Origin of the sequence: Pseudomonas sp. FP1154 (assembly GCF_030687245.1) — a bacterium.
Taxonomy (GTDB): domain Bacteria; phylum Pseudomonadota; class Gammaproteobacteria; order Pseudomonadales; family Pseudomonadaceae; genus Aquipseudomonas; species Aquipseudomonas rhizophila.
Genome location: NZ_CP117465.1, coordinates 1869920 through 1882777, shown reverse-complemented (window position 1 = coordinate 1882777; position 12858 = coordinate 1869920). Strand labels below are relative to the sequence as shown.

Genomic DNA, 12858 nt, shown 5'->3' with positions numbered 1-12858 from the left:
GAATGAGTTGGGAACGCCCATCAACACTTGGAGTGACTGCAATGCCCAGCGCACCGCGTCCGCAACAACGCCGGTTCCCCTTGCACGTACACATCAGCGTGATGTTTACGTTGCTCCTGCTGCTGACCGGTGTGGTGCTAGGCATTTTCAACTATCACCAGACCACACAAATCATCCTGTCCAGCAGTGAAAAACTGTTCAACCGCATCGAGCAGGACGTACGCCTGGATTTGTATGACACCTATGAACCCATCCGCCACCTGTTGGGCCTGCTAGCCGATTACCCGGCGACACGTGAACCCAGGATCGCTCAGCGCCTGGCCCTGCTCGCCCCCTTCAGCCAGGCGCTGCGGGACAACCCGAACCTGGCGTCGCTGTACCTGGGCGACAGCAATGGCGACTTCCTGATGGTCCGTCCCTTGCGTACCGAAGCCCTGAAGACCGCGCTGAAAGCACCGGCCAACGCGGCCTACCAGGTCTGGACCGTGGATCGGACAGCTACCCCCGGCCAGGTTCGTGCCCAGTCGCTGTTCTACGACCAGAGCCTGACGCTCGTCAGCCGTCAGGACATTGCCGACGAATCCTACGATCCGCGCAACCGAGGCTGGTTTCGCAGCGCGCTGGGAAGCGCCGAGCAAATCACCACCGAACCCTACGTATTCTTCTCCACCCAAAACCTGGGCACCACCCTCGCCCGGCGCAGTGGCGAACAGGCGGTCATCGCTGCCGACCTGACCCTGGCGTCCCTGTCCCAGACCCTGGCCAAGCACAGGGTGACCGCCGGCACCGAAATTGTGCTGCTCGACCCCCAGGGCAATACAGTCGCCTACCCCGACAGTCATCGGCTGATCACCGACATCCAGTCGGCACGCCTGATCAAGGCACGCGACCTCAGCCCGGCCATCGCCGCCGCACTCGACGACAACACCGACACCCCACGCCTGGAGGCTGGTGGACGCCAATGGATCGTTTCGCGCAGCCACATGCAGGAAGGCGGGCCGCAGGGTCTGGAACTGGCGTTGCTGGTCCCTGAGGATGAGTTGCTGGCCGATGCCTATCGCATGCGCTGGCAAGGCGCGCTGATTACCCTCGCCACTCTGCTCCTGTGCCTGCCCCTGGGCTGGTTGACCTCCAGGATTCTGGTCAAGCCCCTGCGCGCACTGGTGCAGGAGGCGGACGCCATCCGCAGCTTCGATTTCAACTACCCGGTGTCCCGTCGCTCCCCCGTGCTGGAGGTCGATCAGTTGGGCGTCTCAATGGCGCGAATGAAAGAGACCCTGGCAAGCTTCTTCGAAATCACCGCCAGTCTGCGCGCCGAAACCCGCTTTGCCCCGTTGCTGGAGCGGGTGCTGTTCGAAACAGTGAAAATCGGCCAGGCCCAGGCCGGCCTGATTTACCTGCGCGAGAACGATGACGATCAGGTCAGGCCCTACGGGTTGGTCATCGATGGAAGGCCTCGGGACCTTGCTGCCTTCGGCTTGCAAGGTCAAGCGGTCAAGGCACAGGACAGCCCGTCATGGCTGCAGCAACTGGACGCCTCGGACAACCTCGTCACCTCGTTGGGCTTCGAGCAGGCCGGCGACCTCAAGAGTGTCCTGCTGGCACTGGATGCGCCACGGGTTCACCTGATCGGCATCCGCCTGCGCAATCGTCACCAGGAAACCGTCGGGGTTCTGGTGTTGCTGATAACCGACAGCGGCACCGAAGCCGACCTGGAAAAACTGCAGCCAGACCGCATCGCCTTCCTGCAGGCCGTGTCCGGCGCCGCCACCGTGAGCATTGAAGGCCAGCGCCTGCAAGCCCGGCAAAAACAACTGCTCGATTCGTTCATTCAACTGCTGGCTGGGGCGATCGATGCCAAGAGTCCTTACACCGGCGGTCATTGCCAGCGGGTGCCAGCCCTGACGCTGATGCTCGCCCAGGCCGCCGCTGCCAGCCAGGCGTCGGCATTCCAGGCCTACCGTCCCACGGAAGATGAGTGGGAAGCGCTGCACATCGCCGCCTGGCTGCACGATTGCGGCAAGGTCACCACACCCGAATACGTGGTCGACAAAGCCACCAAACTGGAAACCCTGAACGACCGGATCCACGAGATCCGCACGCGCTTCGAGGTGCTCAAGCGCGACGCCTGGGTCGATTATTGGCAGGCCCTGGCAACGGGTGGCGAGCCGTCATCCCTGGCCCAGCGACGCGACGCCACACTGGCCAGCCTCGATGACGACTTTGCCTTCGTCGCCCGCTGCAACCTCGGCTCCGAGGCCATGGCCGACGCCGACCTGCAACGTTTGCAAGATATCGCCCAACGCCCCTGGACCCGGACCCTGGATGACCGCCTGGGGGTTTCCTGGGAAGAGAACCGGCGCCAGGCACGCACGCCCAAGCCTGCGCTTCCAGTCACTGAACGGTTATTGGCGGACAAGCCCGAGCACCTGCTGGAGCGGCACGAAGCCGAGCTGATCCCGACAGACAACCCGTGGGGGTTCCAGCTCGACGTGCCGCCCTGGAAGTACAACCGCGGCGAGCTTTACAACCTCAGCATCAAACGAGGCACGCTGACGCGTGAAGAGCGTTACGTCATCAACCACCACATGGTGCAAACAATCCTGATGCTCAGCCAGTTACCCTTTCCCAGCCATTTGGGCAACGTGGCGGAGATCGCTGGCGGGCATCACGAGAAGATGGACGGCACGGGATATCCCAAGCGGCTCAAACGCGAGGAGATGAGCCTGCCGGCACGCATGATGGCGATTGCGGACATTTTCGAAGCACTGACGGCTGCCGATCGTCCTTACAAGAAGGCCAAGAAACTGAGTGAAGCCCTGGGCATCATGGCCACCATGTGCCGTGACGCCCACATCGATCCAGAGCTGTTCGGGCTGTTCATCGATGAAAAGATCTACCTGAGCTACGCCAACCAGTTTCTCGATCCGCGCCAGATCGATGAAGTCGACCCGGACAGCCTGCTGGACAAGGCCGGACTGAAGGCATGAAAGCCGCCGTTGTAGGCGCTGCCGAGCCGAACGCGGTCCGAGCTTTGGCCAACTGCTACGGCAAGCGGGTCAGCAGTCTGTCAGGCGCAGGAAGATATCGGCCAGTTGCTCGATACCGGCCCGGTCATGCTCGGTAAAACGTGCCAGTTTCGGACTGTCCAGGTCGAGCACGCCGATCAGGCGCCCGCCCTTGACCAGCGGCACCACCAGTTCGCTGTTCGACGCGCTGTCGCAGGCGATATGCCCGGCAAAGGCATGGACGTCTTCAACACGCTGAGTCTGGCGGGTCGCCGCCGCTGTCCCGCACACACCACGGCCAAAGGGAATTCGCACGCAGGCGATCTGCCCCTGGAATGGGCCCAGCACCAGTTCTTCGTTGCGATTGAGGTAAAAGCCGGCCCAGTTCAAGTCGTCCAACTGACTGAACAGAAAGGCCGAAAACTGCGCGGCATTGGCGATGAAGTCCCGCTCCTCGGCCAGCAAGGACTCAAGCTGTGCCGCTAACAAGCCATAGCCGTCGAGACCTTCGCCCGTGCCTTTCAAATCGATCATGCCTTATTCTCCAGAAGTTTGAGGCCCACCCAATATCGGGCAAACTGATAAGCGCAACGTCCGTTGCGGTTGCCGCGCCCGGTGGCCCAACGCACTGCCTGCACATCCAGCGCTTCATCACGCTGCCAGGCCAGCCCGGCCTTGGCCGCCAGCTCGCCGATCCAGTGCTCCACCACGTTGAGGAAATGCTCCTGGGTAAACGGATAAAACGACAGCCACAACCCGAAACGGTCAGACAGGGCGATCTTGTCCTCCACGGCCTCGCTGGGGTGAAGCTCGCCATCGACCCGCTTCCAGTTCTCGTTGTCGCTTTCCTTTTCCGGCACCAGGTGACGGCGGTTGGAGGTGGCGTACAACAGCACGTTGTCCGGCGCCTGTTCCAGAGACCCGTCCAACACGCTTTTAAGAACGCGGTAATCGCCCTCCCCGGACTCGAACGACAGGTCATCGCAGAACAGCACAAAGCGCTGCGGCAGCTTTGCGATTTGTTCGACCACCCGCGGCAGATCGGCCAGGTGATCGCGCTCGATCTCGATCAACCGCAAGCCATGCTGGGCATGTTCGGCCAGCAACGCGCGCACCAGAGACGACTTGCCAGTGCCACGCGAGCCCCACAGCAACGCATGGTTGGCCGGCATGCCATCGATGAACTGGCGGGTGTTGCGACCCAGCTGTTCAACCTGACGATCCACGCCAATCAGGTCCGACAGGCGCATGTCGAGGCTGACTTCAAGCGGCAGCAGGTAACCACTGCGCCCGTCGCGCTGCCAACGGGCCGCCAGCGTTCGGGTCCAATCGATAGCCGGCCGTGGAGCAGGCAACAAGGGCTCTATGCGAGCCAGCACCGCATCGGCACGCTCAAGAAAAGCATTCAATCGAGAGTCCATGTCTTCTCCTCGGACAGGTTCACAGTGATGATGGCGCTACAGCGACGAAACGCCGTACCCAATGGCGGGTCTATCCCACACAACATAAACCGGCTGCATCGGTATTCAGAGATGATCAGCTATGCTTGAGCGGCGAAGGGAAACGTAAGTGGTTCATCATTCCATGGACATCAGATTCACCCAACGGCTGTCCTACAAGCAGGCCCGGCTGACCGTTCTGGTGGGTTTCGTGCTGGGTACTTTGCTCAGCCTGATGCAGATCGGCATCGATTATGCCAGCGAAGACGCGTCGATCAACCGTGAAATCCTGTCGCTGCTGGAAATCAGCCACAACCCGGCATCGCGTATCGCCTATAACATCGATGCCGAACTCGCCCAGGAGCTGTCCTTGGGCCTGTTGCGCTCACCGGCCATCATCGGTGCCCAACTGATCGATAACAACAACACCGTGCTGGCCAGCGTCAAACGCCCCGAACTGCAGAGCAGTTACCGGTTCATCAGCGACTTTCTCTTCGGTGCCCAGCGCCAGTTCGAAGACCGCCTCTATCTGGACCACCTGCCGGCCGAGTCCCTGGGCGTGCTGCGGCTGGAGGTCGACACCTATGCTTTCGGCAGCCGGTTCCTGCGCCGGGCCGAAGTGACGCTGCTCAACGGTTTCGCCCGCAGCCTGATCCTGACCGGTCTGCTGCTGGCGTTGTTTTATGTGATGCTGACCAAGCCGCTGGTTCGGGTCATCCGCGAACTGAGCAGCCGCGATCCCAGCAGCGGCGAGCAGAGTCGTCTGGAATGCCCCTCCGGCCACCAGCAGGACGAGATCGGTGTACTGGTCTCGGTGGCCAACCAGCAGTTCGAAAATATCGCCACCGAGATCCAGCAACGGCGCACGGCCGAAAATCGCCTCACCGATTACCTGGCGCAGTTGGAAAACATTGTCTCGGCCCGTACCGCCGAACTCAAAGCCATCAATGCCCGCCTCAGCCAGTCCAACGAGGAGTTGGAAGTGGCCCGGCGCACCGCCCTGGATATGGCCGAAGCCCGCTCCGTCTTTCTGGCCAACATGAGCCATGAGATCCGCACGCCGCTCAACGGTCTGTTGGGAATGATCGCGCTGTCACTGGATGGCCCCCTGACGGCCGAACAACAGCAACAGCTATCGATCGCCCATGACTCGGGCAAGGTGCTGGTTGAACTGCTCAACGATATCCTTGATCTGTCGAAATTCGACGCCGGTCAACTGGAACTCGAACGCATCCCGTTCGACCTTGGCTCGCTGGTCGAAGACACCGCCAACCTGCTTTCCCAGAACGCAGCTCCCAGCGTCGAGCTGGCCTGCCTGATCGACCCGGCGCTTCCAGCACAGGTCCTGGGTGACCCTACCCGGGTGCGCCAGATCGTCAGCAACCTGCTGTCCAATGCGCTGAAATTCACTCGCTTCGGCCGGGTCGACGTACGTTTGAGTCCACATGAAGACGGCGTGCGAATCGAGATCTGTGACACCGGCATCGGCATCCCCCAGGAAGCCCAAGCACGAATTCTCCAGCCGTTCACCCAGGCCGGTGTTGGCATTACCCGCCAATTCGGTGGCACCGGGCTGGGCCTGGCGCTGACCTACAACCTCTGTGAAGCCATGCAAGGCCAGTTGACGATCACCTCCGAGGCCGGTTTCGGCAGCCAGTTCTGCGCTGACCTGCCCCTGCCCTGCCATACCCCGGCGACGCCCGTCGAGCCCTTGCGCGGCAATATTGTGGCCATCACCGACCGCAGCAGCGGCCTGGCCGAATTGCTCAACATGCTATTGCCCGGCTGGGGGCTGGACTATGAAAGACGTTCGGTGGATGACGGATTGCTGGGCCTCAAGCCTGATGTCCTGATTACCGACTGCCCGGAATGCCTGTTCACTATGCGTCCCACCTTCGACGCGCCCATCCTGCTGGTCACCGCATATGGCAGTTTTCTGCCCAGCGAAGAAGCCGCCGCCCTCGCCCCCTTGTTACAGCAGGCCCGGCCCCTGGCGCGCCATGCCCTCTATCAGATCCTGCGTCGCGCCTTGCAAAGCGACGCCACCACCATCAATGACGCTCAGATCGAAACCCTGGCGCCGTCCAAACGCGGGCGGGTGTTGCTGGTGGAAGACAATCCGGTCAACCAACTGGTGGCCAAGGGCATGCTGGTGAAGCTCGGTTGCGAAGTCATCGTCGCGGCCCATGGCGCCGAAGCCCTGGACCTGCTCGAACAGAGGGATTTCAATTTGGTCCTGATGGATTGCAACATGCCGGTCATGGACGGTTACGAAGCCAGTCGCCAGATCCGTCGCAGCGGGCGCTGGCCGGATCTGCCGATTGTCGCACTGACAGCCAACGCCATGCCTGAGGAACGTGAGCGATGCCGGGCCGCCGGCATGAACGATTACCTGTCCAAGCCGTTTCGGCGCGAAGAGCTGGCGGCGTTACTGGACCAGTGGGTGCCGCTTACGTCAGCGCTTTGATCTGCCCCAACAGATGATCGAGACCGTCTCGCAACTCTCCCAGGCGGTCCAGGTCAAGCCCACTGTCGCATAACAGGCGGGCCTTGAGCGGACCGACCTGCTCACGCAATTCCCAGCCGGTTTGCGTAAGGCTCAGATGCACCTCCCGCTCATCGCGGGCCGAACGCTGGCGCTGAACCAGGCTCAGTTGTTCCAGGCGCTTGAGCAACGGCGTCAGCGTGCCTGAATCCAGCAGTAGCCGTTCGCCCAGCGCCTTGACCGTGGGTTGTTCCGGCGCATTTATCTGCCACTCCCACAGCACCAGCATCGCCAGGTATTGCGGATAAGTCAGGCCGAGCTGATCGAGCATGGGCTTGTAGCCGCGAATGACCGCCCGCGACGCGGCGTACAGTTTGAAGCACAACTGGCTGTCGAGTTTCAGCGCATCGACTGACAGATCATTCATTTGAGTAAGGCTTCGATCTCACCGGTCAGGTCCTGGGGTTTGGTGGTCGGCGCAAACCGCTTGACCACCTGGCCGTCCTTGCCGATCAAGAACTTGGTGAAATTCCACTTGATGCCCTTGGACCCCAGTACGCCGGGCGCCCGCTGCTTGAGCTGGACAAACAGCGGATGGGCATTGGCGCCGTTGACCTCGATTTTCTTGAACAGCGGAAAACTCACACCGAAGTTCAACTCGCAGAACTCGGAAATCGCCCCCTCGTTGCCCGGCTCCTGCTTGCCAAATTGATTGCAGGGAAAGCCCAGCACCACCAGGCCCTGGTCCTTGTAGGTCTGCCACAACGCCTCAAGCCCCTTGTACTGGGGAGTGAAGCCGCACTGGCTGGCAGTATTGACCACCAGCACAGCCTTGCCGGCGAAATCGGCGAGGGTCTTTTGCTCCCCCTTGATCGTGGTGCACGGGATGCTCAGCAGGTTGTCGCTCATGGCAAGGCTCCAGATGGGAAGAAGAGGACAATGAAGATAGCGAGCAATTAAATTGCATGCAATTTAATTATCCAAAAATACCCGCATCACAGATTGTGGGAGCCAGGCTTGCCCGCGATGAAGGCGACACGGTCTTTCAGAGATCGAGGTGCCTTCATCGCGAGCAAGCTTTGCTCCCACAGAGTTACCCTCGGGGCACCAGATCCAGGCACACCGAATTGATGCAATAACGCAAGCCCGTGGGTGGCGGGCCGTCAGGGAAGACGTGGCCCAGGTGCGCGTCACATTTGGCGCAGACCACTTCGGTGCGGATCATGCCGTGGCTGACATCGCGCACTTCCACCACTGCGCTGCCTTCGATCGGCGCGTAGAAACTGGGCCAGCCGCAGCCGGAATCGAATTTGGTCTGCGAATCGAACAATGGCTCGTTGCAGCAGATGCAGTGGTACACACCATCAGTCTTGGTGTCGTTGTATTTACCGGAGAATGGCCGTTCGGTGCCCTTTAGCCGACAGACGTTGTACTGCTCCGGGTCAAGCATGGCGCGCCATTCTTCAAGGGTTTTCTGCAACTTTTCCATCGTCCTACCTCGGCAATTGAAAAAGCCCGATCCGACGCTTTTCCGCAGATCGGGCGGCACGTATGATTGCGCCTCGTCAGGCGCCAGTCTGGCAGTCACGTCATGCGCATTCAAACGGATTGTCACGCATGTACCGCGTCAAGCCTGGGCACAGACGCAGGATCCCCAGTACGGTAGTTCACTCGCCGCCTGGATCGTTCATTTTCGGGAACACATCGCCATGCAGGTCAGCAAATCGAACAAGCTCGCCAACGTCTGCTACGACATTCGCGGCCCGGTGCTCAAGCACGCCAAACGCCTGGAAGAGGAAGGCCATCGCATCCTCAAGCTGAACATCGGCAACCCGGCACCCTTTGGTTTCGAAGCGCCCGATGAAATCCTCCAGGACGTTATCCGCAACCTGCCGACCGCCCAGGGCTACAGCGACTCCAAGGGCCTGTTCAGCGCCCGCAAGGCCGTGATGCAGTACTACCAGCAGAAACAGGTCGAAGGTGTCGGCATCGAAGACATCTACCTGGGCAACGGCGTGTCCGAACTGATCGTGATGTCGATGCAGGCCTTGCTCAACAACGGCGATGAGGTGCTGGTGCCGGCCCCGGACTACCCATTGTGGACCGCCGCCGTGAGCCTGTCGGGCGGCAACCCGGTGCATTACCTGTGCGATGAACAGGCCAACTGGTTTCCCGACCTGGCGGACATCAAGGCCAAGATCACCCCGAACACCAAGGCACTGGTGATCATCAACCCGAACAACCCCACTGGCGCGGTGTACTCCAGGGAGGTCCTGCTGGGCATGCTGGAACTGGCTCGCCAGCATAACCTGGTGGTGTTTTCCGACGAGATCTACGACAAGATCCTGTACGACGATGCCGTGCACGTCTGTACCGCTTCCCTGGCGCCGGACCTGTTGTGCCTGACCTTCAACGGCCTGTCCAAATCCTATCGGGTGGCGGGTTTCCGCTCCGGCTGGATCGTTATTTCCGGTCCCAAGCATCACGCCCAGAGCTACATCGAAGGCATCGACATGCTGGCCAATATGCGCCTGTGTGCCAACGTACCGAGCCAACACGCAATCCAGACAGCGCTGGGTGGCTACCAGAGCATCAACGACCTGGTCCTGCCCCAGGGCCGGTTGCTGGAGCAACGCAACCGTACCTGGGAATTGCTCAACGACATTCCTGGTGTCAGTTGCGTCAAGCCAATGGGTGCGTTGTACGCCTTTCCGCGGATCGACCCGAAGGTCTGCCCGATCCACAACGATGAAAAATTCGTCCTCGACCTCCTGCTGTCCGAAAAGCTGCTGGTGGTCCAGGGCACGGCGTTCAACTGGCCATGGCCGGATCACTTCCGCGTCGTGACCCTTCCCCGGGTCGACGACCTGGACCAGGCCATTGGCCGGATCGGCAACTTCCTCAAGTCCTACCGCCAGTAATCCAGGTGGCGTGCGAGGGGACGACTCGCACGCTGTTTGATTCAGCAACACATCCGTTTCGCCCGTTGCGGCAGGCCTTCTACACTGAAGGCGCGGCAGACGGTGCGCGGCGCGACTCAACGTTCACGGGGTACGGGCGCTCCTTTTCTTTTCCGCGGTCACTTTCAGAAAAGTCTTTCAAACATTTGCGACGCGTGTAGGACACAGTTTGAAATAGTCGGCGTGTTGAATAGCCTGCGGCGGCACCTTATATACCCCGCATAACGCTACATCTTTAGCATGAGGAGATTTCCACAACCATGATGCGCATCCTGCTGTTTTTGGCCACTAACCTGGCGGTCGTGCTGATTGCCAGCATCACCCTGAGCCTTTTTGGCTTCAACGGGTTCATGGCGGCCAACGGGGTTGACCTCAACCTCAGTCAGCTGCTGATCTTCTGTGCGGTGTTCGGTTTCGCCGGTTCCCTGTTCTCGCTGTTCATCTCCAAGTGGATGGCGAAGATGAGCACCAGCACCCAGATCATCACTCAGCCGCGCACTCGCCACGAACAATGGCTGCTGCAAACCGTCGAGCAGTTGTCACGCGAAGCCGGCATCAAGATGCCGGAGGTGGGCATCTTCCCAGCCTACGAGGCCAACGCCTTCGCCACCGGCTGGAACAAGAACGACGCGCTGGTCGCCGTCAGCCAGGGCTTGCTCGAGCGGTTTTCGCCGGATGAAGTCAAGGCTGTGCTGGCCCATGAGATCGGTCACGTCGCCAACGGCGACATGGTGACGCTGGCGCTGATCCAGGGCGTCGTGAACACCTTCGTCATGTTCTTTGCCCGCATCATCGGCAACTTCGTCGACAAGGTGATCTTCAAGAATGAAGAAGGCCAGGGCATCGCCTACTACGTGGCGACCATTTTCGCCGAGCTGGTACTGGGCATCCTCGCCAGCGCCATCGTCATGTGGTTCTCGCGCAAACGTGAGTTCCGCGCAGATGATGCCGGCGCACGCCTGGCTGGCACCAGCGCCATGATTGGCGCACTGCAACGCTTGCGTGCCGAGCAAGGTTTGCCGGTACACATGCCCGACACCCTCAATGCCTTTGGCATCAACGGTGGCATCAAGCAAGGCCTGGCTCGCATGTTCATGAGTCACCCGCCACTGGAAGAGCGTATCGACGCACTGCGTCGTCGCGGCTGACAGGTTCAAGCTTCAAGAAAAAGCCCGCAGCGATGCGGGCTTTTTTTCTGCCTGATTTATGAGTTGCCTGGTCTGGCCCCATCGCGAGCAGGCTCGCTCCCACAGGGCGTCTTCGGCGAGCGCCAATTCACAGTTCGCAACGGATCAACTGTGGGAGCGAGCCTGCTTGCGATAAGGCCAGCGGGCACGCCACATCAACGACTGGAAACCCGATACACCCGCTCATCCAGCCTTTTGACCCCAGCCTGCAAGAACTTCCAGCTTTCCCCCAGCACATCCTGCTCCTGCAATACCTCCAGCCGCCAGACCTCGCCCAGCAGCCTCTGCACTTCGCCATCCCCTACGGAAAACGGCGGGCCAGGCATTTCATCCTGTGAGTAATCCAGAGTAATGAGCAATCCGACACACTGCGGCAGAATCTTCTGCAGATGAGCCGCATACCGCTCCCGCATCGGCCCAGGCAGGGCGATCAATGCAGCGCGATCGTACAGCGCCGTGCAATCGCTCACATCCTCCGGGCTCAGGGCAAAGAAGTCACCGCAGCGGATTTCAATGTCAGCGGCACGGAACACCTTGAATGCGCCCTCTTCACTCACGCTCGGCTCAAGCTGATGCTCAAGGAAGAAATCCGCGGCGGCTTTTTCCGACAGCTCCACCCCCAGTACCGAATACCCCTGTTGGGCAAGCCACAAGAGGTCGAGCGTCTTCCCGCATAGGGGCACCAGCACCCGACTGCCCTGCTCAACCCCCAGTTGCGACCAGAAACGTTGCAGATAGGGATTCACCTCTGGCAGATGAAAACCGATCTGATTCGTTGACCAGCGCTTGTGCCAAAACTCAGGCTCCATCACTCACTCCAGAAAAACCGATTAAAACGGGCTAAAACTTATATTAGATTTAGATCATAGACCTGACAGAAGATGGCGACATCTTAACGCTCAGGAGTCCGTTCATGCTGCCCAGCCTGTTTATCTCCCATGGCTCACCGATGCTGGCCCTGGAACCCGGCGACAGCGGCCCGGCACTGGCTCGCCTCGCCGCGCAACTGCCCACACCCAAAGCCATCGTCATCGTGTCCGCGCACTGGGAAAGCAGTGAACTGCTGGTCAGCGCCAATCCGCATCCACGGACCTGGCACGACTTCGGCGGCTTCCCGCCGGCTCTGTACGAGGTGCAATATCCGGCGCCGGGCAATCCACAATTGGCGGGGCAAGTGGCGGCCCTGCTCAACGCCGCACACCTGCCGGCACGCCTGGACACAGAGCGACCCTCCGATCATGGCGTGTGGGTGCCGTTGTCCTTGATGTACCCCAAGGCCAAGATTGCCGTCGTGCAGATCTCCCTGCCCAGCCGACAAGGGCCGGCCCTGCAAACCCAGGTCGGCCGGGCCTTGGCGAGCCTGCGCCAGCAAGGCGTGTTGCTGATCGGCTCAGGCAGCATCACCCATAACCTGCGCGACCTGGACTGGAACGCCGGCCCCGAAAGCATTGAGCCCTGGGCCAAGGCTTTTCGTGACTGGATGGTGGAGAAATTGGCAGAGGACGACGAAGCCGCGCTGCATGATTACCGTCGCCAGGCACCCCACGCCGTGCGCAGCCATCCCAGTGACGAGCACTTGTTGCCGTTGTATTTTGCCCGAGGTGCGGGAGGTGAATTCAGCGTTGCCCATCAGGGGTTCACCCTGGGGGCTTTGGGGATGGACATCTATCGGTTTGACTGATGAACCGAGTCGCGTTCAATCGCGAGCAGGCTCGCTCCCACATTTGACTGCATTTACCTGTGCCACTGTGGGAGCGAGCCTGCTCGCGATGGGCTCGC

11 protein-coding genes are annotated in these 12858 nt (G+C 60.7%); 5 read left to right on the top strand and 6 right to left on the bottom strand.

Annotation, left to right across the window (positions count from 1 at the left end):
• The first annotated feature begins 41 nt into the window (after positions 1-41).
• Positions 42-2990 (top strand): HD domain-containing phosphohydrolase, encoded by a 2949-nt coding sequence (locus PSH91_RS08630; RefSeq protein WP_305467876.1) that lies wholly within the window; start codon positions 42-44, stop codon positions 2988-2990.
• A gap of 69 nt (positions 2991-3059) precedes the next feature.
• Here the strand turns inward: PSH91_RS08630 and PSH91_RS08625 are convergent, their stop codons facing one another.
• Together PSH91_RS08625 and PSH91_RS08620 are read right to left on the bottom strand one after the other, a co-directional pair.
• Positions 3060-3542, bottom strand: a complete 483-nt coding sequence (locus PSH91_RS08625; RefSeq protein ID WP_305467874.1) for a GAF domain-containing protein — start codon at positions 3540-3542, stop codon at positions 3060-3062.
• Complete coding sequence (locus tag PSH91_RS08620) at positions 3539-4429, bottom strand: ATP-binding protein (RefSeq protein ID WP_047226377.1); 891 nt, start codon at positions 4427-4429, stop codon at positions 3539-3541. Before PSH91_RS08620 ends, PSH91_RS08625 begins: the two co-directional genes overlap by 4 nt.
• A gap of 163 nt (positions 4430-4592) precedes the next feature.
• Between PSH91_RS08620 and PSH91_RS08615 the strand changes: the two genes are divergently transcribed.
• Positions 4593-6914, top strand: coding sequence for a response regulator (locus tag PSH91_RS08615; protein ID WP_076385708.1), 2322 nt, complete (start codon positions 4593-4595; stop codon positions 6912-6914).
• On the opposite strand, the gene PSH91_RS08610 is transcribed toward PSH91_RS08615, so the two are convergent.
• The 3 genes from PSH91_RS08610 to msrB all read right to left on the bottom strand — a co-directional run bounded on the left by PSH91_RS08610 (position 6898) and on the right by msrB (position 8421).
• A complete protein-coding gene (locus PSH91_RS08610; protein WP_188251188.1) occupies positions 6898-7359 on the bottom strand; it encodes a MarR family winged helix-turn-helix transcriptional regulator in 462 nt (153 codons plus the stop codon). The genes PSH91_RS08615 and PSH91_RS08610 overlap by 17 nt on opposite strands.
• Positions 7356-7841 (bottom strand): glutathione peroxidase, encoded by a 486-nt coding sequence (locus tag PSH91_RS08605; RefSeq protein WP_047226374.1) that lies wholly within the window; start codon positions 7839-7841, stop codon positions 7356-7358. The genes PSH91_RS08610 and PSH91_RS08605 overlap by 4 nt, the downstream gene beginning before the upstream one ends.
• 184 nt (positions 7842-8025) lie before the next feature.
• Positions 8026-8421: a peptide-methionine (R)-S-oxide reductase MsrB gene (msrB, locus tag PSH91_RS08600; RefSeq protein ID WP_047226373.1), complete on the bottom strand. Its 396-nt coding sequence runs from the start codon at positions 8419-8421 to the stop codon at positions 8026-8028.
• A gap of 220 nt (positions 8422-8641) precedes the next feature.
• Between msrB and PSH91_RS08595 the strand changes: the two genes are divergently transcribed.
• Entirely contained in the window at positions 8642-9853 is a 1212-nt protein-coding gene (locus PSH91_RS08595; RefSeq protein WP_047226372.1) for a pyridoxal phosphate-dependent aminotransferase, read from the top strand.
• Positions 9854-10152: 299 nt separating this feature from the next.
• A complete protein-coding gene (htpX, locus tag PSH91_RS08590; RefSeq protein WP_047226371.1) occupies positions 10153-11040 on the top strand; it encodes a protease HtpX in 888 nt (295 codons plus the stop codon).
• A gap of 194 nt (positions 11041-11234) precedes the next feature.
• Here the strand turns inward: htpX and PSH91_RS08585 are convergent, their stop codons facing one another.
• A complete protein-coding gene (locus tag PSH91_RS08585) occupies positions 11235-11888 on the bottom strand; it encodes a thiopurine S-methyltransferase (RefSeq protein ID WP_188251187.1) in 654 nt (217 codons plus the stop codon).
• Positions 11889-11992: 104 nt separating this feature from the next.
• On the opposite strand from PSH91_RS08585, the gene PSH91_RS08580 reads away from it, so the two are divergent.
• The gene (locus tag PSH91_RS08580) at positions 11993-12760 is read left to right on the top strand and encodes a class III extradiol ring-cleavage dioxygenase (RefSeq protein ID WP_305467870.1); all 768 of its coding nucleotides are present in this window, start codon (positions 11993-11995) and stop codon (positions 12758-12760) included.
• Positions 12761-12858: the final 98 nt, after the last annotated feature.

Coding starts and splice junctions, on each gene's coding strand:
- PSH91_RS08595 (WP_047226372.1), top strand. CDS start 8,642: ATGCAGGTCAGCAAATCGAACAAGCTCGCCAACGTCTGCTACGACATT.
- PSH91_RS08610 (WP_188251188.1), bottom strand. CDS start 7,359: ATGAATGATCTGTCAGTCGATGCGCTGAAACTCGACAGCCAGTTGTGC.
- PSH91_RS08620 (WP_047226377.1), bottom strand. CDS start 4,429: ATGGACTCTCGATTGAATGCTTTTCTTGAGCGTGCCGATGCGGTGCTG.
- htpX (WP_047226371.1), top strand. CDS start 10,153: ATGATGCGCATCCTGCTGTTTTTGGCCACTAACCTGGCGGTCGTGCTG.
- PSH91_RS08630 (WP_305467876.1), top strand. CDS start 42: ATGCCCAGCGCACCGCGTCCGCAACAACGCCGGTTCCCCTTGCACGTA.
- PSH91_RS08615 (WP_076385708.1), top strand. CDS start 4,593: ATGGACATCAGATTCACCCAACGGCTGTCCTACAAGCAGGCCCGGCTG.
- PSH91_RS08625 (WP_305467874.1), bottom strand. CDS start 3,542: ATGATCGATTTGAAAGGCACGGGCGAAGGTCTCGACGGCTATGGCTTG.
- PSH91_RS08605 (WP_047226374.1), bottom strand. CDS start 7,841: ATGAGCGACAACCTGCTGAGCATCCCGTGCACCACGATCAAGGGGGAG.
- PSH91_RS08580 (WP_305467870.1), top strand. CDS start 11,993: ATGCTGCCCAGCCTGTTTATCTCCCATGGCTCACCGATGCTGGCCCTG.
- PSH91_RS08585 (WP_188251187.1), bottom strand. CDS start 11,888: ATGGAGCCTGAGTTTTGGCACAAGCGCTGGTCAACGAATCAGATCGGT.
- msrB (WP_047226373.1), bottom strand. CDS start 8,421: ATGGAAAAGTTGCAGAAAACCCTTGAAGAATGGCGCGCCATGCTTGAC.